The 20,043-nt window shown below is 58.9% G+C and carries 20 protein-coding genes; all 20 read left to right on the top strand.

Annotated features, from left to right (window positions below):
- The first annotated feature begins 11 nt into the window (after positions 1–11).
- The 20 genes from RDU76_07440 (at position 12) to RDU76_07345 (ending at position 20,008) form a co-directional block, all read left to right on the top strand.
- A complete protein-coding gene (locus RDU76_07440) occupies positions 12–1,295 on the top strand; it encodes an ABC transporter permease (GenBank protein ID MDQ7798761.1) in 1,284 nt (427 codons plus the stop codon).
- A gap of 228 nt (positions 1,296–1,523) precedes the next feature.
- Complete coding sequence (locus tag RDU76_07435) at positions 1,524–1,973, top strand: chemotaxis protein CheW (protein ID MDQ7798760.1); 450 nt, start codon at positions 1,524–1,526, stop codon at positions 1,971–1,973.
- Complete coding sequence (locus tag RDU76_07430; protein MDQ7798759.1) at positions 1,970–2,332, top strand: response regulator; 363 nt, start codon at positions 1,970–1,972, stop codon at positions 2,330–2,332. Before RDU76_07435 ends, RDU76_07430 begins: the two co-directional genes overlap by 4 nt.
- A gap of 75 nt (positions 2,333–2,407) precedes the next feature.
- Positions 2,408–4,345 carry a chemotaxis protein CheA gene (locus tag RDU76_07425; GenBank protein MDQ7798758.1) on the top strand — a complete coding sequence of 646 codons (1,938 nt, stop codon included), beginning with the start codon at positions 2,408–2,410 and terminating at the stop codon, positions 4,343–4,345.
- 45 nt (positions 4,346–4,390) lie between these two features.
- Positions 4,391–5,008 (top strand): chemotaxis protein CheC, encoded by a 618-nt coding sequence (locus tag RDU76_07420; GenBank protein MDQ7798757.1) that lies wholly within the window; start codon positions 4,391–4,393, stop codon positions 5,006–5,008.
- A gap of 34 nt (positions 5,009–5,042) precedes the next feature.
- Positions 5,043–7,730 (top strand): tetratricopeptide repeat protein, encoded by a 2,688-nt coding sequence (locus RDU76_07415; GenBank protein MDQ7798756.1) that lies wholly within the window; start codon positions 5,043–5,045, stop codon positions 7,728–7,730.
- 173 nt (positions 7,731–7,903) lie between these two features.
- Positions 7,904–9,169 (top strand): DUF4388 domain-containing protein, encoded by a 1,266-nt coding sequence (locus RDU76_07410; protein MDQ7798755.1) that lies wholly within the window; start codon positions 7,904–7,906, stop codon positions 9,167–9,169.
- 67 nt (positions 9,170–9,236) lie between these two features.
- The gene (locus RDU76_07405; GenBank protein ID MDQ7798754.1) at positions 9,237–10,250 is read left to right on the top strand and encodes a tetratricopeptide repeat protein; all 1,014 of its coding nucleotides are present in this window, start codon (positions 9,237–9,239) and stop codon (positions 10,248–10,250) included.
- Between the two features lie 28 nt (positions 10,251–10,278).
- Positions 10,279–10,620, top strand: coding sequence for a roadblock/LC7 domain-containing protein (locus RDU76_07400; protein ID MDQ7798753.1), 342 nt, complete (start codon positions 10,279–10,281; stop codon positions 10,618–10,620).
- Positions 10,617–11,168 (top strand): hypothetical protein, encoded by a 552-nt coding sequence (locus RDU76_07395; GenBank protein MDQ7798752.1) that lies wholly within the window; start codon positions 10,617–10,619, stop codon positions 11,166–11,168. The genes RDU76_07400 and RDU76_07395 overlap by 4 nt, the downstream gene beginning before the upstream one ends.
- 64 nt (positions 11,169–11,232) lie before the next feature.
- Entirely contained in the window at positions 11,233–11,826 is a 594-nt protein-coding gene (locus RDU76_07390; GenBank protein ID MDQ7798751.1) for a gliding-motility protein MglA, read from the top strand.
- 15 nt (positions 11,827–11,841) lie between these two features.
- Positions 11,842–13,203 (top strand): DnaA/Hda family protein, encoded by a 1,362-nt coding sequence (locus RDU76_07385; protein MDQ7798750.1) that lies wholly within the window; start codon positions 11,842–11,844, stop codon positions 13,201–13,203.
- 38 nt (positions 13,204–13,241) lie between these two features.
- A complete protein-coding gene (locus RDU76_07380) occupies positions 13,242–14,861 on the top strand; it encodes a tetratricopeptide repeat protein (GenBank protein MDQ7798749.1) in 1,620 nt (539 codons plus the stop codon).
- Positions 14,845–15,666 (top strand): protein-glutamate O-methyltransferase CheR, encoded by an 822-nt coding sequence (locus RDU76_07375; GenBank protein MDQ7798748.1) that lies wholly within the window; start codon positions 14,845–14,847, stop codon positions 15,664–15,666. Before RDU76_07380 ends, RDU76_07375 begins: the two co-directional genes overlap by 17 nt.
- A 240-nt stretch (positions 15,667–15,906) precedes the next feature.
- A complete protein-coding gene (locus RDU76_07370) occupies positions 15,907–16,401 on the top strand; it encodes a chemotaxis protein CheD (GenBank protein MDQ7798747.1) in 495 nt (164 codons plus the stop codon).
- 112 nt (positions 16,402–16,513) lie between these two features.
- Positions 16,514–17,065 carry a hypothetical protein gene (locus RDU76_07365; protein ID MDQ7798746.1) on the top strand — a complete coding sequence of 184 codons (552 nt, stop codon included), beginning with the start codon at positions 16,514–16,516 and terminating at the stop codon, positions 17,063–17,065.
- 1 nt (position 17,066) lies between these two features.
- A complete protein-coding gene (locus tag RDU76_07360; GenBank protein ID MDQ7798745.1) occupies positions 17,067–17,600 on the top strand; it encodes a hypothetical protein in 534 nt (177 codons plus the stop codon).
- Between the two features lie 19 nt (positions 17,601–17,619).
- Positions 17,620–18,666 (top strand): chemotaxis response regulator protein-glutamate methylesterase, encoded by a 1,047-nt coding sequence (locus RDU76_07355; protein MDQ7798744.1) that lies wholly within the window; start codon positions 17,620–17,622, stop codon positions 18,664–18,666.
- Positions 18,667–18,715: 49 nt separating this feature from the next.
- A complete protein-coding gene (locus RDU76_07350) occupies positions 18,716–19,570 on the top strand; it encodes a tetratricopeptide repeat protein (protein MDQ7798743.1) in 855 nt (284 codons plus the stop codon).
- Entirely contained in the window at positions 19,571–20,008 is a 438-nt protein-coding gene (locus RDU76_07345) for a chemotaxis protein CheW (protein MDQ7798742.1), read from the top strand.
- The last annotated feature ends 35 nt before the right edge of the window (positions 20,009–20,043 follow it).

Here is a 20,043-nt window from a genome sequence, read left to right as displayed (position 1 = left end):
GACGATGAAGGATGCCGGTCAAGGCATCCTTCAATCTTTTGGAGATCGTTGTGCACTACTGGGAGTCGATAAAACTGGCGTTTGAGGCCATCCGATCCCACAAGCTGCGCTCCGGCCTGACCACTCTGGGGATATTGATCGGAGTGCTGGCGGTGATCGTGATGATGTCCATGATCGACGGCCTGAACCGGATGGTTACCAGGGAGCTGGACTCCATCGGCAGCACCACCCTCTACGTCCAGAAAAGCACCTGGGGACCGCAGGATGCGTCTGAATACCTCAAGGTCCAAAAGCGCAAGAACCTGACCTTGGCCGACGCCTATGCCATCCGGGACCAGTGTCCCTCGGTGCGCCGAGTGGCCCCTAATTTGCATATGACCACCACCGTCAAGTACCGCGGGCAGGAGGCTCTGGGCGTCCACGTCAACGGCACCACCCCCGACGACCAGTATATCGGCGATTACGAGATAGACCAGGGTCGTCCCATGAGCTATTTCGACGTCGACCACAAGCGCCAGGTATGCCTGATCGGCCCCACCATAGCCGAGAAACTGGCCCTGGGACAGGATCCCATAGGCCGGAATATCATCATCGAGGGCAAGAGGTTCGAGGTGATCGCACTGCTGAAAAAACAGGGCGTGTTTTTGGGCAACGACAAGGACAGCTATTTGGTCATTCCCATCACCGCCTACATGAAATGCATCTCCGGCGCGATCCGGGAACACGGCGGGTTCGGCACCTCGGTTCAGGTGGTGGTCCAGCCGGTAGATATTGGGCATGTGGCTTCGGCCCGGGACGAGATCACCGAACTGCTGCGCCGCCGCCGCAGGGTGCCGCCCTCCCAGCCCGATGATTTCAGCATAAACTCCGCCGATCAGCTGATGGCGGTCTACCGCAGCATCACCGCCGGGATCTTCGGGCTGATGATAGGAGTGACCTTTCTTTCGCTGCTGGTGGGAGGCATCGGTATCATGAACATCATGATGGTCTCGGTGTCCGAGCGCACCAGGGAGATAGGCATCCGCAAGGCCATCGGGGCCCGCAAGAGGGATATCCTGCGGCAGTTTCTGGTGGAGGCGGTGGCTCTGTCGTCCGTTGGCGGGTTGTGCGGGATGATCTTGGGATTCGTCTTGGCGGCTTTGGTGTCGCTGGCCATCAAACTGCCATCGACCGTTACCTGGTGGTCGGTGCTGCTGGGCTTCGGCTTCTCAGCCGCGGTGGGCATCTTCTTCGGATGGTATCCGGCCAGAAAAGCGGCGGATCTGGACCCGATAGAAGCCTTAAGGTACGAGTGAGGCCATATTAACGGAATTTATAGCTAACGTTTTGAATTCGGTGTTTTCAGGGCTACCAAGAAGAGAGTAGCTATTAAATAATCAAATTTTTTATGTTGAGGGACGGCAGACATGCCGCCCCTTTTACTATTCGGCTTAAAGATTAAATTTCCGGTATTTTTTTATTGACTTATGGCAAAAAAAGTTATAAACTGTTAAGTATTATATATTTAATAGGATAACCGTTCTATGACGGAAAAAATTGCATCCCGGGAAATTGTAATATTCAACCTGGGTAAAGAAAAGTTTGCACTTTACACCGATCAGGTTAAAAGCATCGAGGAAATGCAGGATATTGTCCCGGTGCCCCTGGCTCCCGAATATCTCGCCGGGCTGATCAACCTGAGGGGCGAGATAACCACCATTATCGATCTGCGGAGGAGGCTGCACCTGGCGGAGAACAGCCAGATCGGCCCCGATGTGGTCATAATCATCGTGGATTATAATCAGGAGACGGCCGGGCTGATAGTGGACCGGGTGGACAGCGTGGAGACCATCAAGGCTGTGCCCAAGGATGTTCCCGACAGCATCAAAAAAGCCGCCAACGGGCGATTCTACGATAAGGTGATAGACATCAACCGGGAAAAAATAATAATACTTAACTTGGATAAAATATTATCTTTGGAGGAGGTTAAATGAGTCGCAAGGTATTAGTGGTGGACGATGCCATCTTCATGAGGACCATGATCTCGGACATCCTGAAAAAGGGAGAGTTCGAGGTCTGCGGCGAGGGCGCCACCGGCGCCGAGGCGGTGGACCAGTACCAGAAGCTGAAGCCGGATCTGGTGATCATGGACATCATCATGCCCGACATGGGCGGCATCGAGGCGGTCAAGGCCATCATGCAGATAGATCCCAACGCCCGGATCCTGATGTGCAGCGCCATGGGCCAGCAGGCTTTGGTGGTGGAGGCCATCCAGGCCGGGGCCAGGGATTTCGTGGTCAAACCCTTCCAGCCCTCGCGGGTGCTGGAAGCGGCCCAGCGGGCGCTGAAATAACCGCGCCGAGCATCAGGATAACCTGATTTCCCGTAGATTTCGTTGCCAGCCAAGCACCGGGAATAGGGGTATTCCATGGATACCGCAAAATACATAAACCTGTTCGTGGCGGAGACCAGGGAGCACCTGGTCAGCCTGAATCAGGCGCTGTTGGCCCTGGAGAAGAAGCCCGACGAGAGCTCCCAGCTGGATGAGATCTTCCGGTCCATGCACACCATCAAGGGCATGGCGGCCTCCATCGGGCTGGACTTCATCGCCGATCTTACCCACAAGGGCGAGGACCTGCTGGAGAAGATGCGCCGCCGCCAGACGGCGGCCGCCTCCGAGGAGATCGACCTGATCTTTTCGGTGTTGGATTTTCTGGAGGAGGCGGTGGGATTGGTGGCGGCCGGGAAACAGCCGGACCAGAGCCTCACCCAGCGTTGCCGGGAGCTGGTGGGCCAGATTGTGGGTTTGACCGCCGTGGCCCCTGAGGCGGCCCCGGCCAAGGTGTCCTCCAACGGGGGCAGCGATTTTAAAAGGATCAATCCCCTTAAAACCGAGAAATCCCATGTCTTCAAGATCCGGATATTGCTGGAGCAGGATGTCTCCCTGAAATCAGCCCGGGCCTTTTTGATACTGCATACCCTGGAGAGGATCGGCCGGGTGGCCTATACCGTGCCGGAGAGGCATGACCTGGAATCGGAGAAATTCGACCGGGGCTTCACCATCTTCCTGGTCACCGACCGGGAGGACCAGGAGGAGCTGAGGAACGATGTCTCCTGCGCCGATGTCGAGGACATCCAGATCGAGGAGGTGCGGGAGGAGAGCGCCGAGGAGGCCCTGGAGAGAAAAACCATCGGAGCCTTCGTCCAGCTGGCCCAGGAGAAGGCCAAGGACGTCAAGGTCAGCGTGGCCCGGCTCGACAGCCTGATGAACCTGGTGGGCGAACTGGTGGTGTGGCGCGAGAGGCTGAAACAGCTGGCCGTCCAGAACGGGGATCCGGCCATTCAGGACGGAGTGGACAAGATCGCCCAGATAGCCTCCGATCTTCAGCAGGAGGTGTTGACCGCCCGGTTGGTGCCGATGTCCGAGGTGCTGGACCGTTTCCCCCGGGTGGTGCGGGATGCCGCCAAGGGGCTGGGCAAGGAGATCGATTTCACGGTGCAGGGCCGGGAGCTGGAGATGGACCGCGCCATACTGCAGATGCTTTCCGAGCCGGTGATCCACCTGCTGAGAAACGCGGTGGACCACGGCATCGAGCTGCCGCACAAGCGGAAGCAGGCCGGCAAGTCCCAACTGGGCTCGATAGCCCTGACCGCCCTGAAGCAGAAGGACCAGGTACTGATCAAGGTGGTCGATGACGGCCAGGGCTTTGATCTGGAGCGGATCCGCCGCAAGGTGATAGACAACGGGCACCTGACGGCCATCCAGGCCGCGGAATTGGCCGACCAGCAGCTGTATGAATACCTGCTGCTGCCGGGCTTCTCCACCGCCGACAAGGTCAGCGAGCTGTCGGGGCGCGGGGTGGGGCTGGATGTGGTCAAGCGCCGGATAGAGGAGATGGGCGGGAGCTTCGCCATGGAGAGCCGGCCCGGCCAGGGATCGGTTTTTACCATCACGGTCCCGTTGAGCCTGGCCATCATCCGGACCCTGCTGATCTCGGCCGATGACCAGACCTACGCGGTCCCCATAACCCAGGTCAAGGAGATCACCAATATCAAGCTGAAGGCCATGAAAACGCTGCATGGCAAGAGGCTGCTGCAGTTCCGGAACCGGGTGATCCCGGTGGTGCGGCTGGCCAGCGTCATCGGGCTTTCTCCGGAGACCGGCATCGGCGAAGGGCCGGCCCTGATCGTGGAGCGCCAGGGGGCGGAGCTGGCGCTGCTGTTCGACTCCATGATCGGCCAGCAGGAGATCGTGGTCAAGCCGTTGTCCCGTTTCGTCAAAGGGATCAAAACCTTCAGCGGGGCCACCATCGGCCGGGAGGGCCGACCCATGCTGATCCTGGATCTCAACAATATAGCGGTCTGACAGAATAGATAATCAATACATCGGCGATTTAGAGAGGGTAGAAAGATGGAACTTAACGAACTGGGAGCGATACAACTGGACGCCCTGAAGGAGGTGGCCAACATCGGGGCCTGCCATGCGGCCACCGCCCTGTCGGAACTGACCAACGAGAAGGTGCTGGTCAATGTTCCGGTGATCAGGATCAACCCCATCGAGGAGATCTTCAATATGGCCGCCAAGCCCAACGAGGTGGTGGCCGGGGTGCTGATCTATTTTCTGGGCGACATGACCGGCCGGACCCTGCTGATGTTCCCCCAGGAGGCGGCCTGGCACCTGACCGACTGCCTGCTGAGAAAGCCGGTGGGCAGCACCACCGGGATCGGGGAGCTGGAGGAATCGGCCCTCAAGGAGGTGTCCAACGTCCTGACCTGCGCCTACATGAACGCCCTGGGCGACCTGCTGGGCCTGGTGATGGTCCCCTCGGTGCCCAGCATGACGGTGGACATGGCCTCGGCGGTGCTGGACGCGGTGTCGCTGGATTTCGGCAACGACAAGGACCTGGTGGTGTGCATCGAGACCGAATTCCGTTTTGTGGAAAAGAACGCCGTGCTGCACGGATATTTCCTGCTGCTGCCGGATCCCGACTCGCTGGGGGTGATACTGAAGGCCATCCATCTGGGGTAAACGAAAATATTCATCAGGATCCGGATTTTATAGAATGGAACACGCTGAAGAAAAAAACATTCCCCCGGTCAGCCCGGAGGAGCAGAAGATACTGCGGGGCTTCCGAAGCCGGATAGACGCCGGTGACGCTTCGGCCCATAACAACCTGGGGGTGGTCTATTTCAACAAGGGCATGTATGCCGAGGCGGTGGAAGTGCTGCAGATGGCCCTGGAGATCGACCCCCAGAACGTTCTGGCCCGGAGCAATCTGGAGGTGGTCTACCGCAAGAGCGGCTATTACCGGGATGAGATCCAGCAGGCCGAGGAGGCTTTGAAGAAAAGCCCCGATGCCAACGCCTACTTCCGGCTGGCCGAGGCGCTGCGCAACACCGGACAGTACAAGTCGGCCATCGCCAACTACCAGAAGGCGGTGGAGCTCAAGCCGGGCGACATGCTGGCCTACCTCTACCTGGGGCTGACCCTGAAACAGCAGGGACAGTTCAACGAGGCGGTGGAGATCTACCAGCAGGCCCTGAAGCTGGACCCCGATTCATACGTCATCCACACCGGGCTGGGGGAGATCTATTACAACCTGGGCCTGCTGGACCAGTCCATCAACCAGCTGGAGACCGCCATCAAGATCAACCCCGGGGGCTCGGAGGCCCACTTCCTGCTGGGCTTCACTTACGGCGAGAAGGGGCTGCTGGAAAAGGCCATCGAGGAATCCCGCCAGGCCATCGCCCTCAATCCCAATTATTCCAAGGCCCAGGTCAACCTGGGGATCGATTATTACAGCCAGGACCTGCTGACCGAGATCAAGCGCCATTCGGAGGACCAGGTGCAGGTGTCCCCGGACGGGTTCATGACCCACTACAATCTGGGGGTGGGCTTCCGGCGCAAGGGGCTTTTCAAGCAGGCCCTCAAGGAGTTCGAGCTGGCGCTGTCCCTGGAGGCGGAGAACCGGATCGTCCACAAGGAGGTGGGCGAGATCTACCTGTTCATGGGCCAGAACCAGAAGGCCATCGAGGCCTATAAAAAGGCCCTGGAGTTCGATCCCGACAACGCCAAACTTTACAACGACACCGGCCTGGCCTATCACCGGATGGGGGCCTCGGCCCAAGCGGTCAAGTGGTACCAGCGGGCCCTGGATTCCGATCCCGGCTATGTGGTCAGCTTGAACAATCTGGGGATCGCCTATGTCTACCAGGAGCAGCAGCAGCTGGCCGAGGAGACATTCCGGAAGGCGGTGGCCAGGATGCCGCAGTACGGCGACGCCCACTTCAACCTGGGCCTGCTGTACGCCAAGCAGGGCAAGGACGGGCTGGCCATGTCCGAATACCAGGAGGTGCTCAAGCTGAACCAGGATTCGGCCCTGGCCCACAACAACATCGGCCTGCTTTACCTCAAACAGAAATCCTACACCGAGGCCCTGGCCCAGTTCGAGCATTGCATCAAGCTGGATTCGGATTTTGCCGAGGCCTATTACAACCTGGGATTCGCCCTGGCGGCCCAGGAGAAATACCAGGAATCGCTGGCCGCCACCAAACGGGCCTTGGAGCTCAAATCATACTACACCGGCGGCTCCTTCAAGCTGGGCATCGACTTCTACGTGGACGACCCGGAACTGCTGATCCTGGACGGCTGGCAGGGCTCCGGCCAGGAGCAGGGCACCACCGTGGCCCAGGATATCTTCGGGGGGGTGCTGGAGGAGGCCTCCATCCGGACCAAGGCCAGCAAATGGGACGAGGCTACCCTGGAGTCGGACATCGAGAGCCTGAAGAAGCTCCGGGCCGAGGGCAAGGGCGGCGAGCTGAAGAAGAAGGCCAAGGCCATCCTGGAACAGCAGCCCCAGAACCAGCTGGCCCTGGAGAGCCTGGCCCAGCTGGCGATGGACGAAAAGCAGGGGGCCGAGGCCATAGTCAGATACGGGGTGCTGGCCAAGCTGAACCCGGAGCAGAAGGATTTCAAGATCGGTCTGGCCCGGGCCCACCTGATGCAGGGCGACAGCGACCAGGCCATCGCCATCCTGCGCGAAGAGATCGCCGCCCGGCCGGAGGATGTGGAGCTGATGTCCCAGCTGGGCCGGATATATCTGGAACGCTGCGACTACCAGGATGCCAGGGCCTGCTACGAGAACGCCCTGAAGATCAATCCCTCCGACATCTCGCTGTTCCTGGGGCTGGGGGAGATCTTCGCGGTGCAGAACGAGCCGGAGGAGGCCATCATGGCCTACCGCCAGGTGATAAAGTTGAATCCCAAGCTGCCCCAGGGCTATTACCAGCTGGCCCGGCTGTACCTCTCCCAGGACAAGCCGGAGCAGGCGGTGGAGGAGTTCAAGAAAGCGGTGATCAACAGCCCGGCCCACCTGGACTCGCATCTGGCGTTGGGCGAAACCTACGTCAAGCTGGGCCAGCTGGACAAGGCCGCGGTGGAATACGCCCTGTCGGCCAAGATATCCCCCGGATCGTTTGACGCCAAACTGGGACTGGCCCAGCTGGCGGTCAAGGCCGGCCAGCCCGACAAGGCCTACCAGCTATGCCAGGAATTGATGCAGAGCCACGGAGACCAGCCCGAGCTGTACATGCTGTGGGGCAGGCTGCTGGCCCAGCGGGGCAAGACCCGGGACGCGGTGGAGGCCTGGCAGAAGGCCATCTCTTTTACAAAAGATGAGGCCCTAAAGGCCCTGGCCGGAAAGGCCATCGAAACCGCCATGCAATGGGAGCAGGTGGCGGGGGGAAGGTGATCAGGGTATTCTGAATTTAGAATTACGAGTTTGGAATTCGGGTCGTTGCCAGAAGGCCACTGCCCTGACAAATAAGAATATAGAAAGCCAGAACCAGGGGAAATCTCTTCTGATGGCCCTGGTCATACCAACTGCCCGCAAGTAATTTTAATTTTAATATTTTATTTTAAAAAATGGCGATCGAAGGCCCCATAAAAGAACTCAGCCTGATGGACCTGTTCCAGCTGCTGGCCATGTCCCGCAAATCCGGGGTGCTGACCCTGGACTGCACCCGCAACGTGGGCCAGGTGTTCTTCGTCTCCGGCAACATCATCCGCAGCACCCTCCAGCAGGGGCAGGAGAAGCTGGGGCAGATGATGCTGTCCTCCGGCAAGCTCAGCAAGGACCAGCTGGACATCCTGCTCAAGGAGCAGGCCAGCGCCAAGCAAAAAAAGAAGATCGGCGCTTTGGCGGTGGTGCGCGGCTTTGCCACCAAGAACGCGGTGGTGGCCATGCTGAAGACCCAGGTGGAGGAGACGGTCTCCACCATCATGGGCTGGCAGGAGGGCTATTTCCGGTTCGAGGACATGGAGCTGGTCCCCGACCCCGACCTGGCCTTCGTCCAGATCACCGAGAACGTGATCATGGAGGTCTCCCGCCGGCTGGACGAGTGGTCCAAGATCCAGTCCAAACTGCCGGACCTGGACATGGTGCTGACCCTGGCCCCGGGCAGCGACCTGACCTCGGCCCGGCTGGACCTGAGGCCGGAGGAGTGGCTGATCCTGGCCAATATCGACGGCCAGAAGACAGCCCGCCAGGTGATAGCCTCGGTGGGGGGGCGGGAGTTCGAGACCGCCAAGGTCATCTACGGCCTGTGCGCCACCGGCCTGGTAAAGGCCACCGCCCTGAAAGGCCCGTTGTCGCTGGATATTCAGGAGCCGGTGATGGATCCGATAAAAGCGGGCCTGGAGCTGATCAGGAGAGACCAGCTGGAGAAGGCCATCGAGACCTTCTCCGAGATCCTGATCAAGGAGCCGGATTCTCCGCTGGCCCATCTCTATCTGGCCGAGGCTTATTTCAAGACCGAGTCCTTCGACGAGGCCATCATGGAATACAAACTGGCCAGCCAGGGCCGGGACGACAACCCCGAGATCAACTACTGCCTGGGCTTTGCCTACGCCAAGATCGGGCGGCTGGAGCTGGCGGTGGAGAGATGGGAGCGGTTCCTGTCATTTTCGCACGATGATAAAAGGGCCGGGAAGATCCGGGAACTGGTGGACCTGGCGGTGAGATGGGCCGAGGGACTGGAGGAGAAGGCCGCCGTGGCCGACGGACGGCAGACCATGGCCGGCTTCGATAAACCGGCGGAGCCCGCCCCGGAACTGAGCCCCGAGGTGAAAGCCTGGCTGGAGAGGATGAAAAAACTGAAAGAGCGAAGATTGCCGCTAATGGGGGAATAGGGGTTCGCCGGCGGGCATCACCCAAGATCCGCCATAATACAAAGCATTAAAATAATTTCGGTGCACTATGTTATCAGAAATGCCCTCGGACGGCGCTAAAAAGTTTTCCGAACAGGTGGTCGATGATCCCTCGGCGCCGCTGTTCGGCTCCCTGGCCGACTTCTACCGCGAGAACGGCCTGTATCAGGAGGCCATCAACATCTGCCTGAGCGGGCTGGAATCGCATCCCGACAACATCGAGGGCCGGCTGGTGCTGGCCCAGTGCTACAAGGGGATCAACGATATCGAGAAGGCCCGGGCCGAGCTGACCAAGATCCTTTCGGTCCGGCCGGAGAATTCCCTGGCCAAAAAGGTCCTGGCCGAGTTGGACAGGCCCGGCCATCCCGAACCGAGATCCCCCGAGATAGCCGCTATTCCGGCCGGGGAAGATTCCAGCCCGCCCGAAAAGATCGAAATAGAAATGCCGGTGATAGAGGAGCCGGGGGTTCCGGAAGACATTTTGCAGGCGGCCATCCCCGGAGAGCCGGCATTGGTCGACCCGTCCGGTTTCCACCAGGGAGCCCAGGCCATGATGGCCCTGGCCGCCGAGGCGGCCGAAAAACCCAAGATGGAATTTGTGCCGCCGGAGCCCGCCGGCCAGTCCGGTCCGGAGGAGGCCGTCCCCGGACCGGCTCCGGAGAAGATTTCTAAACCTCCGGAGGCGGCCGACCCCAAAACCATGACCGCCTACGGCCGGATCCTCAACGAGATCATCCAGACCCCCCAGGTCTTTGCCAGCCTGCTGGTGGATGAATCCGGCTTTCCGGTGGCCAGCGCCTTTGCTCCGCAGGCCGCCGGGGTCGACGAGGAATCATCCGGGGCCCTGTCATCGCTGGTGTTCTCCACCGCCTCGGAGGCCATGCAGAAGGTCAAGCTGGGCCAGCTGGAGCGGGCGGTGATAGACACCAGGAACGAAAAGATATTTCTCAACCGGGTGGGCGGCCAGGTGCTGATGGTGACCGCCGAGAGCTCGGCCAAGACCGGCCTGGTGGCGGTTAACATCAAGCGGGCCATCGAGCGGATAAAGAACCTGTCATTCTAAAACAACTTGAACAGGGTTTGAGCCTAAAATGAAGAACATACTCAACCAGATAAACGATATCCCCGGGGTCAGGGGCAGCCTGGTGATCGACAAGGAGGGGCTGGTGATCGCCTCCAACATCATGTCCGGCCTGGAGGAGCGGACCATCAGCGCCATGGTGGCCTCCATCTTCAACCAGGTGGTCAAATCGCTGGCCCGGGGCCAGGAGGAGCAGATCTACGGGGTGCAGCTGATGGCCGGCGAGGGCAACATCATCTTCCTGTGCGCCCAGCACTGCATCCTGATCGTGATCACCGAGGCCGGGGCCAATATCGGCCTGGTGTCCATAAAAATGAAGGCCAGCCTGGAACACTTGATGGATATGCTATGACCAACATTCAGTACGTCCTGTCGGAGGAGATAAACCAGGCGGTGGAAGCCTCCATGGGCCGCTACCTCAAGGACAGCCGGGCCAGCTGTGCCCTGCTGCTGGCCAAGAGCGGGCATCTGATCAGCCAGGCCGGCTTCACCTCCAATTTCAACGTCCAGTCCATCGCCGCCCTGATCGGCGGGATCTTCACCTCCACCCAGGCCCTGGCCAAGGTGGTGGCCGAGGAGAAGTTCAAGGTGATGTTCCAGGAGGGCAAGACCTGGAACGTGTATTTCTGCCTGATAGCCGACCAGTTCATCCTGGCCACCATCTTCGACAAATCCACCGTGGTGGGCATGATCCGGCACGCCGCCGGGGAGGCCGAGCGGGAGCTGTCCCCGGTGCTGGCCAGGGCCATCGTGTCCGATACCGACCAGGCGGCCCGGGACCTTTCGGAAAAAATGGACCGGCTGCCTTCAGACGCCCCGGGCCAGCCGGGGGCCCAGGAGGAGGCCCTGCCCGATTTCAACCAGGCGGTGGAGGATGCCCTGTCCAAACTGTTCTCGTAATACCGGGTCGTTAACCGCTGAGACGCAGAGATAATAAATCAGAAATCGATAATATTTACCTTAAATGTCTTTAATTAACTATTCATCAAAAGAGATCACCTGCAAGATCGTCTATTACGGTCCGGGCCGCTGCGGCAAGACCACCAATCTGCAGTACATCTACAGCAAGATCCCGGATATCAAGCGCAGCTCCATGGTCAGCCTGGCCACCGAGAAGGACCGGACGCTGTTCTTCGACTTCCTGCCTCTGGAGCTGGGGGACATTGCCGGGTACAAGACCCGGGTCCAGCTGTACACCGTCCCCGGCCAGGTGTTCTACAACTCCACCCGGAAGCTGGTGCTGCAGGGGGCCGACGGGATAGTGTTCGTGGCCGACTCCCAGGTGGATCTGTGGCAGGAGAACCTGGAGAGCCTGGCCAATTTGCGGGACAATCTGGGCATACTGGGGATGGACATCAACAAGGTGCCCATGGTGATGCAATACAACAAAAGGGACATGCCGAACATAGTCCCGGTGGCCGAAATGGACCACGCCCTGAATTCAAGAAAGGTTCCCCATTACCAAGCGGTGGCCACCACCGGAGCCGGGGTGTTCGACACCCTCAAGGCCGTCTCCGCCCTGGTGCTGCAGTCGCTCAGCGCCAAATACCGAAGATAAACTCAAGGAAGCCCAATGACCGAAGGAAAGCCCCACATATTAAAGAGCGTTTATCAGTTCGATAATTTCGTTACCGGGCCCAGCAACCGGCTGGCCTTTGCCGCCGCCCGCAAGGTGGCCGAGAACCCCGGCAACGTATATAACCCCCTGCTGATCCACGGCGGGGTGGGGCTGGGCAAGACCCATCTGATGCAGGCCATCGGCAATGCGGTGGCCCTGGCCCAGCCCGGCTGGAACCTGGTCTTCCTCAACGGCAGCCAGATGTCGCTGGAGGATCTGGTGGCCGCCGAGAAATCGGACCTGCTGCTTTTTGACGACCTTCACCTGGGGCTGGCGGACAGTAAGATGCAGATCCGCCTGCTTCCCCTGTTCGACCGGATGGTGGGTTCCGGCCGCCAGATAATAGTCACCACCGATATCACGCCCCAGAAGATCGAGAGCATAGACCAGAAGCTGCTCTCCCGCCTGCTGGGCGGCCTGATCATCGGGCTGAAGGAGGTGGACGTCAACGAGAAGAGCCTGATCATCTCCCGCAAGAGCCGTGACCGGGGGGTGGCCCTGTCGGACGAGATCGCGCTGATCATAGCCTCCCGGGTTCCCTCCAACATCAGGGAGCTGGAGGGGGCCCTCAACAAGGTGCTGCTGTATGCCTCGCTGTCCGAAGGGCCGCTGACCAAGGCGGTGGTGGACGAGGCCCTGCCCCCGCTGCAGACCCCTCCGGCCCAGGCGGAACCGGAGGCCTTGGTCCTGTCCCAGTTGCCGGCCGGCGACAGCCCGGTGGGAGAGTTCGGCGACTTCATCTCCGGGCTGGATCACAAGGTCACCGCCCTGATCGACGAGCAGCAGGATGCCGACCAGCTGCGCCAGGGATACAAGGAGAAGCTGTTCATCTGGAAAATGAAAGGCTTCAATACCTTCAACATAGAAAAGATCCTGGAGCAGGACATATCCATTGTCACCGAAGCCTACGAAGAGTACACCCGCAACATAGAAAAGCTGATCAACCTGCAGCAGGAATTCGGCCCGCTGTCAGCCAGGGCCACCCCGGAGCAGATGGAGAAGATCGAGAACCTGATGTTCGACCCCGACAAGGCCGAGGATCTGGAGGTGGCGATAAGATCGCTGGCCCAGAAATTAAGCTCCCCAAAGACCGCCCCGGAGGCCGCCCCCCTGCTCAAAAAACCGGAGCCGCCCCCCGAAGCCGTCCCGCCCCCGCCGGCTTCGCCGGCCGGGGAGAAGCCGGCCCTTAACAAGATCGCCTCCCTCAGCCAGGAGGGAGAGGGCGGGAAGGGGAAGCCCGAGCCGTCCCCGGCCCATCTGGGGATCATCGAAGAGACCTGGCCGTTCCTGGTGGAGCGGCTGATGGAAGATGCTTAGCAAATGAGAACTGCATTCTATAAAAAGTGCCGTAAGCTATGGCCATAAAAGGATCATTCAAAGAAGTGAGCCTGCCCGACGTTCTGCAGCTGCTGGCGGTGGGGCGCAAGACCGGCTGCCTGAAGGTCACCGATGGCAGTAATTTCGGCAGCGTTTTTTTCAACCAGGGCAAGATCTGTTTCGCCAACCTGCTGAACCGGTCGGACCGCCTGGGCGACAGGCTGTTCTCCCGGGGCCTGATAACCTCCCAGAACCTGCAGGATGCCCTGGCCCTGCAGCAGCAGGAGGGGGGAACCAGGCGGCTGGGGGGGATTCTGCTGGAGATGGGCCTGATCAAACAGCCGGATATCGAGGCTGATGTCTCGGGGCAGATAGAGGACACCATCTTCTTCCTGCTGCGATGGAACGACGGAGAGTTCTTCTTCGAGCCGGATTCACTGCCCGAAGGCGAGACCATCCTGGTCTCCCTGGATGCCATGATTCTGCTGCTGGAGGAGGCCCGGCGGGTGGACGAATGGCGGACCCTGGAGAAGAAACTGCCCACCCCCCAGACGGTGCTGGAGCGGGTGATGATGGACCTGGCCAAACAGGAGGAGCTGAATCTCAACAGCGAGGAGAAGCAGGTGCTGTCGTTGATCGACGGATACCGCTCCCTGGCCGAGATCATGGAAACATCGGCCCTGGGCGAGTTCCTGACCTCCAAGATAGTCTACGGGCTGCTGCTGGCCGGGCTGGCCAAGCGGGGATCCGAGAAAAGCAAACAGGCCGCCTCCTGGAATCTTAACATCATCGACGACCACAGCAACCTGGGGATGGCCTTCTACCGCACCCAGATGTACGACGAGGCCACCAGGGAATACCGCCGGATCATCGAGATCAGGCCGGACCATTACGAAGCCCGGTTCTATCTGGGGCTGATCCATTTCCGGAAGGCGGAGTACGCCGAAGCGGCCACCGAATTTTTGGAGGCCATAGCGGTGGAGTCCAAAAAAGCCGCGGCCTATAATAACCTGGGCCTGAGCCTGGAATTGATGGGCGAGCGGGAGGACGCCGCCAGGCAGTACCGCAGGGCCGTCGAGCTGGCGCCCGAGAAAGCGATGCCCCGGGTCAACCTGGCCTGCCTTTTTTGCGGGGATGATGAGAATGATTCCGCCCAGGAACAGCTGGACCGGATCGACCCGGCGACCGACAAGCCTCTGCTGGCCACTTTCCTGGCGGGGTTGATAGCCCTGAGGGGCAACGACCCCGATCAGGCATACAAGCTGTGGAGCTCCATAGAAAACAGCAATAAAACCAATCACGTCCTGCAGAACAACCTGGGCGCACTGATGCAGGCCAAGGGGCAGGACGAGGAGGCCGAGAGGTACTACAGCGCGGCGCTGAAGGCCCGGCCTGACGACCGGACCGTGCTGCGCAATCTGCTGGAGCTGTATTACAAGAACGCCAGGATAGGGCAATCCATCGAAACCTTCAACCGGATGGCCGAGCTTGACATCATGGAGCCCCAGGATATGGCCCGGCTGGGCAACCTGTATCTTAAACAGGGCCAGAAGGACCTGGCGGTGAAGTGGTGGCAGAAGGCTCTGGAGGCCGACCCCGAGAACCAGATGGTGAAGCGAAACCTGGCCCTGATGGATAAGAATGCTTTCGCCAAGTAATATAAACGATCCGGAGCTGGTGGCGCTGGCCAGCAAAATACTGGCTGACAGCGGCTTTGATATCCGGCAGTACAAGGAGCGTCCCCTTAAAAGAAGGCTGGCGGTCAGGATGAGGTCCTGCCAGGTGGGCAGCTATGAGGAATACCGGCAGAAACTGAAGGATGACCCCGGGGAATACATCAAACTTCTGGATGCCCTGACCATCAACGTAACCAAATTCTATCGCAATGCCGAGACCTACCTGGCGGTCTTTGACAGGGTCCTGCCGATAATCCTGGAGGAGAGCAAAAGCAGCCCGGTCCGTATCTGGAGCGCGGGATGCTCCTCCGGGGAGGAGCCCTATTCGCTGGCCATCATGTGGCGCGAATTCTCCCTGGCCCGGGGCCTGGCCATGGACTGTAACATCTACGCCACGGACATCGACCTCCGGATACTGGAGAAGGCCCAGGCCGGCATCTATCCCCGGTCCAGCATGGATGAGATCCCCCAGAATCTGGCGGGCAAATATTTCGAGGTCCGGAACGACAAGTATCATATCTCCCCCCAGATAAAGGATATGGTGAAATTCGACAAGCTGGACCTTTTCTCCCGGTATCCCTACAGCCAACTGGACCTGATATTCTGCCGCAACGTGCTGATATATTTTTCCCGGCAGACCCAGGAGGATATCTTCTACAAGTTCGCCCAGGCCCTGCGGGCCGGAGGCTTCCTGGTGCTGGGCAAGGTGGAGAATATGTTCGGACAGATGAAGGACACCTTCGTCTCGTTCGATGTCAAAGAAAGGATCTACCGGGCCGTAAAATAATTTTCTGGCTTATTTATAGGTGCGGATGATAGCAGGCACACCATTATCAGCGATAAATGTTTGGTTGAGTGTTTGTGTCATTCCCGCGAAGGCGGGAACCCGCAGACAACCACTGGATGCCTGCTCCCCGCCTCCGCGAGGACAAGCTTCGCAGGTATGACATCATGAACCAATGCAATATGGCAGTTAAAAGAATTGTTCGCTAATATGTGCTCCGAGCAATATGAAAAGGGGTGAAGTTTGTCCGACCAGTTGATAGTGAAAATAGCCGATTATAAGGCAGCCCGGAGCCCGGTTATAATAACCACCCACGGCCTGGGCTCCTGCCTAGCCATCATCATCTACGACCCCCAGATGAAGACCGGCGGCCTGGCCCATGTGATGCTGCCCGAGCCCGATCTGGCCCGCAACCAGAGCAATCCGGCCAAGTTCGTCACCACCGCCCTCAAGGAGCTGATCCAGGCTCTGGAGGGGATGGGCTGCTCAAGGGTACGAATGGTCAGCAAGCTGGTGGGCGGGGCCAATATGTTCTCCAAACTGCTCAACTCGGGGAAGACCAGCTACAGCAACATCGGGCAGAGGAATACCCTTCAGGCCAAGCAGGAGCTGAACAATTACGGGATCCCCATCGTGGCCGAGGACACCGGGGCCGACTACGGCCGGTCGGTGGAGTTCCTGACCTCATCGGGAACGGTGGTGGTGCATTCTTTCAAGGCCGGGATGAAAGAACTGTGAGGACAAATAATAAGCGAAAGAAAAAATGAGACCTGTTTTTTGCTTAGGTTCAATCAGTTTGTTTGTGTTATTATGTGCGGCTACGCCTGCATCCCTTTTGGGGCAGGCTAAATTGGACACAACCCAAAATGACGCCAGTGCATTATATTCAGCAACAGATAGAGATGATACTGGGAATTTTCAAACGAAAAAGATAAACAATGGACCCTGCGTAAATAATTTGTATTGGATCGATGCTGCTTTTGGAATGCCTTCTATTGGAATTGATTTTGGGTTAAATTATGTAACGACAAAGATTTTATATGCTGGAAATTTTACCCGTGTGGCTAAATTCAATAACAATGAATTTTGGGATGGCGTTGACTGGGAGTGCGACACATACAGCTTGTTGATAGGCTTTTACAAAGCCAAAGAAAATAAATTTGCATCCTTATGCACCGGGGTAAGCTATATTGTTGGCCTGGATAGAACGGAACCTGAGGCCTACAATCCTGGAACTGAATCTGTAAAATTCAGAACGATAGGGCTCCCGGTGAAAGCACAGGTTTCAATGCATGGGAAATATATCGGAATAGGAATAGGGGGAATCTTAAATATAAATAAGGATATGCCTTACGGTTTGGCAACGCTTAGCCTGTCTTTTGGTAAGCTGAAAGAGCTATGAGATGTGCCTTTATCGAACGGCAGCGATAATAACAACAATCTCTACGGCCCTGATAAATTTCTCCGGTTGCGCCCACCGGCAGGTGATATCAAATGATCGGCAGGCCGAGGCTATTGCCGGGATTTCCAGTGCCAAAAAGGGCCATCGGCTGACGTTGACCAGCAGAGAGCAAAAACAGATCATCGGTCGGGATGTGGCGTTGTTTGGTGATACCCTGATCGTTTACAATCAGACCGCCGACCGGATGGGTCAGATGCTATTCTGTGATCTGCAGAGCATCAAGCGCAAAAGCCGGAGCATTGGGATTCGCGACGGAATTATCATCGGCAGCATCAGCCTTTCCGCTGTGGCGACAACCGGGTGGCTCTGTACCACTGGATTTTTCAGCGAAAAAGAAAAACTGAAATTAATGCTGCCGATAATGGTAATTTCCGGGCTTACCGGTGGCATATTGGGCGGAACCATAGGGTGCATACTGGGCGGGCAGGAAACTTATATTTTCCCAAAAGAAGGCAAGACAATAATACAACAGTGACACTTTTATTTTCCAAAAGATGACTGACCTTCGTACCATAAAGGTCCTGGTGGTGGACGACTCCGCCCTGATGCGCAACATGGTGGGCGACATCGTCAAGGCCACCCCGGGGCTCAAGCTGGTGGGCTCCGCCAAGAACGGCCTGGAGGCCATCGAGCTGGTCCGCCAGCTGTCGCCCGATGTGGTGACCATGGACATCGAGATGCCCAAGATGGACGGCCTCCAGGCCCTGGCCCGGCTGATGACCGATTCCCCGGTGGCCACGGTGATGCTCTCGGCCCACGCCAAGGAGGGAGCCGAATCCACCCTGCTGGCCCTGGAGCTGGGGGCGGTGGACTTCGTCACCAAACCTTCCGGTTCCATCTCGCTGGACATCGACAAGGTCCGGGAGGAACTGGTGGAGAAGATCCGGATGGCGGCCGAAGTCGATCTGGCCAAGCTGAGGCCCGGCAGCAATCAGCGTCCGCCCCAGGCGGCGCTCGAGGGCAGGACCCCGACCGGGATAATGAGGACCCTGGCCATCGGCTCATCCACCGGCGGCACCCGGGCCCTGGCCGAGATACTGCCCAAGCTGCCCCAGGAGATAAACGCCGCTCTGCTGTTGGTGCAGCACATGCCGGTGGGCTTTACCAGATCTCTGGCCGAGCGGCTGGACAACCGCAGCAAGATCAGGGTCCGGGAGGCCCAGGAGGGCGATGTCCTGGAAAGGGGGCTGGCCCTGCTGGCCCCGGCCGGATACCATATGGAACTGTCCCCCTCCGGGGACCGGATAACATTGAACCAGGACCCTCCCAGGTTCGGGGTCCGGCCATCGGTGGACGTGATGATGGAGTCGGTGGCGCTTTATTCGCCGGCGGAGACGGTGGGCGTGATCCTTACCGGGATGGGGCACGACGGGGCCAACGGAGTGGCCGGGATGAAGAAGAAGGGCGGGCACATCATCGCCGAGGACCGCTCCACCTGCGTGGTCTACGGCATGCCCAAGGCGGCGGTGGAGACCGGGGCGGTGGACGAGGTGCTGCCGCTGGACCAGATCCCGGGGGCCATCGTCAGGGCCTGCCGCTGAAATCATTGAAAACAGATCTGTCGGTAATATAAAAACGAGGCGGTGCATTATGGCCACATTGTCGGAGCTGGTGAATGATTTTCAGGGCAAGATAGCCTCCATCCAGCAGGCGCTTAAAAGCCCCGATGCCAAGGCCCAGTCGGCCAGGCTGGAACAGGAGATCCGGTCGCTTTACAAGGAGATAGCGGTGGGCATCAAACACCTGAATGCCCTGCACGATTCGGTGAAATCCCTGATCGACCAGTACAAGTCGGCCGCGGTCAGCGACGACGAGTCCAAGGTGATGATCAGGTCCTTTGTGGAGACCATGCGCACCGATTCCCTGGGCAGCTCCACCTATGTGGCGGAAGGCTGGAACCAGATATGCTCCGGGGAGTTTGAAAAGGCCATCGGCTCGCTGTCCAACGCCGTCAAGCTGAACCCCAACGACACCAGGGCCCTGGGTCTGCTGGGCTGGGCCTACAGTTACCAGGGGATGTACGATGACGGGCTGGCGGTATGCCTGAAGGTGCTGCAGCTGGAGCCCAACAACGACGCGGTGCGCAATAACCTTGGCTTCATCTCCTTCAAAAAGGGCATCTTCGGCGAGGCCATCGAGCATTTGAGCCGGGTGATCAAATCCGGCAAGGACCGTCCGGCGGTGCTTTACGCCCATTATTATCTGGGCCTGGTCTATCTGGAGCGGCAGATGCTGGATGACGCCATGTTCTTCTTCTCCAAGGCCACGGTGCTGGGGCCCAACCTGATCGAAGCCTACTACCATCTGGGGCAGGTCTATTATCAAAAGAAAATGTACGGGGCGGCCCTCAAGGAATGGCAGAAATGCTTGAAGCTCTCGCCCCACAACTGGTGGGCCAAGAAGGCCGCCGAGCAGATAGAGCTGCTGAAGAACGACGAGGTGTAAATGGACCAGGACGGCAAATGGCTGTTGTGCCGACTGGGCAATGTCTGGTACGCCCTGGACCTGTCCCTGGTTCAGGAGATAGTCTATCAGCCGGCCCTCACCAGCCTGCCGGCCCTGGGCGGGTCGGTGGCCGGGATGATGGACTGGCTGGGCCGCCAGATAACGGTGGTGGATATCGCCGGCGACGGCGGCCTGGGGCGGCCGGACCTGGGGAAACCCCCGGGGCTAAGCCCGGTGATCGTTCTGCAGGACGGGCCTGCGGCCATCGGGCTGCTGGCGGATGAGGTGGGGGAGATCATTCCCCGGCAGGCGGGCGTTAAAATGGAGATCGACGCCCAACTGGCATCGGCCATCAGATCGGTCGATGGGGCCTTTGAATATAATGATGAGATCATCTTTGCCCTGAATAGCCAGGAATTATACCAGATGATCGCTTAAGCAGTAACTAGGGCAAACTTAGTCGAGGCCGAAAA

This window comes from Candidatus Edwardsbacteria bacterium, assembly GCA_031082425.1.
Classification (GTDB): Bacteria; Edwardsbacteria; AC1; order AC1; family EtOH8; genus UBA2226.
The sequence above is the reverse complement of the archived record's forward strand: the minus strand, read 5'-3'. Positions and strand labels throughout refer to the sequence as shown.